This window comes from Streptomyces celluloflavus, assembly GCA_000720995.1.
Classification (GTDB): Bacteria; Actinomycetota; Actinomycetes; order Streptomycetales; family Streptomycetaceae; genus Streptomyces; species Streptomyces celluloflavus.
Window position 1 is genome coordinate 1 of sequence record JOEL01000125.1, and the last position, 1,004, is coordinate 1,004.

Sequence of the window (1,004 nt, forward strand, 5' to 3'; positions counted from 1 at the left end):
CTAGGACTTGTCCGGTCGATCATGTGACTGCTCTGTGTTCGGATCGTTGATGTGGGGTATGGGGCGGGGTGATCTGAGTGATGCGGAGTGGGAGCGGTTGCGGCCGTTCTTGCCGGTCAGTAATGGGCGTTGTGGCCGGTGGCGGGATCACCGGCAGGTGATCGATGGGATTTTGCACCGGGTGCGGACGGGTGTTCAGTGGCGTGACCTGCCCGAACGGTTCGGGCCGTGGAAGACGGTCTACGAACGCCACCGGCTGTGGTCGGCCGACGGAACCTGGGAGCGTCTGCTCCAGCAGGTCCAGGCCGCGGCGGATGCGGCTGGCGAGATCGACTGGGACGTGTCGGTGGATTCCACCATCGTGCGGGCCCACCAGCACGCAGCCGGCGCTCGCAGTCAGCCGCCGCCTGCATCAAAGGGGGCCACAGCGCAAGAACACCAGGGCGAAACGTCGTGGCAGAGCCTGCTCGCCCGCCTGGTGGAGGTGGTGCGGGAGGTGAGGGCCTGGGCCGCTCGCGCGGCGGGTTCACCAGCAAGCTCCACCTGAGTGCGGACGGCCGCTGCCGCCCGCTGTCCCTGATCGTCACACCAGGTCAGCGGGCGGACGGTACCCAGTTCATCGGCGTGCTGGAGAAGATCCGAGTGCCGCGGACCGGTTCAGGCAGGCCACGCAAGAAGCCCGCGAGGCTGGCGGCCGACAAGGCATACAGCAACGGCCCCATCCGCCGGTACCTGCGGCGCAGGGGCATTCGGCACACCATCCCGGAGAAGACCGACAGCCAGGCCGCCCGCCTGCGCAAAGGTTCACGCGGCGGGCGGCCACCCGGCTTCGACGCAGAGCGGTACAAGAAACGCAACACCGTCGAGCGCGCGATCAACCGCTTGAAGCACCACCGGGCGGTCGCCACCCGCTACGACAAACGCGGCTACATCTTCCTCGGCACCGCAACGGCAGCCGCCATCACCATCTGGCTACGAACATGATCGACCGGACAAGTCCTAGT

At 67.3% G+C, this 1,004-nt stretch carries 1 protein-coding gene; it reads left to right on the forward strand.

All coding sequences use genetic code 11. The features are described from left to right. Window positions 1-58: 58 nt before the first annotated feature. Window positions 59-984, forward strand: a protein-coding gene (locus IH09_RS38640) for an IS5 family transposase (RefSeq protein WP_240150649.1) whose coding sequence is annotated in 2 segments (ribosomal slippage) — window positions 59-409 and window positions 412-984 — 924 coding nt in all. Because the reading frame shifts where the segments join, the coding sequence is not laid out codon by codon here. Window positions 985-1,004 lie beyond the last annotated feature (20 nt).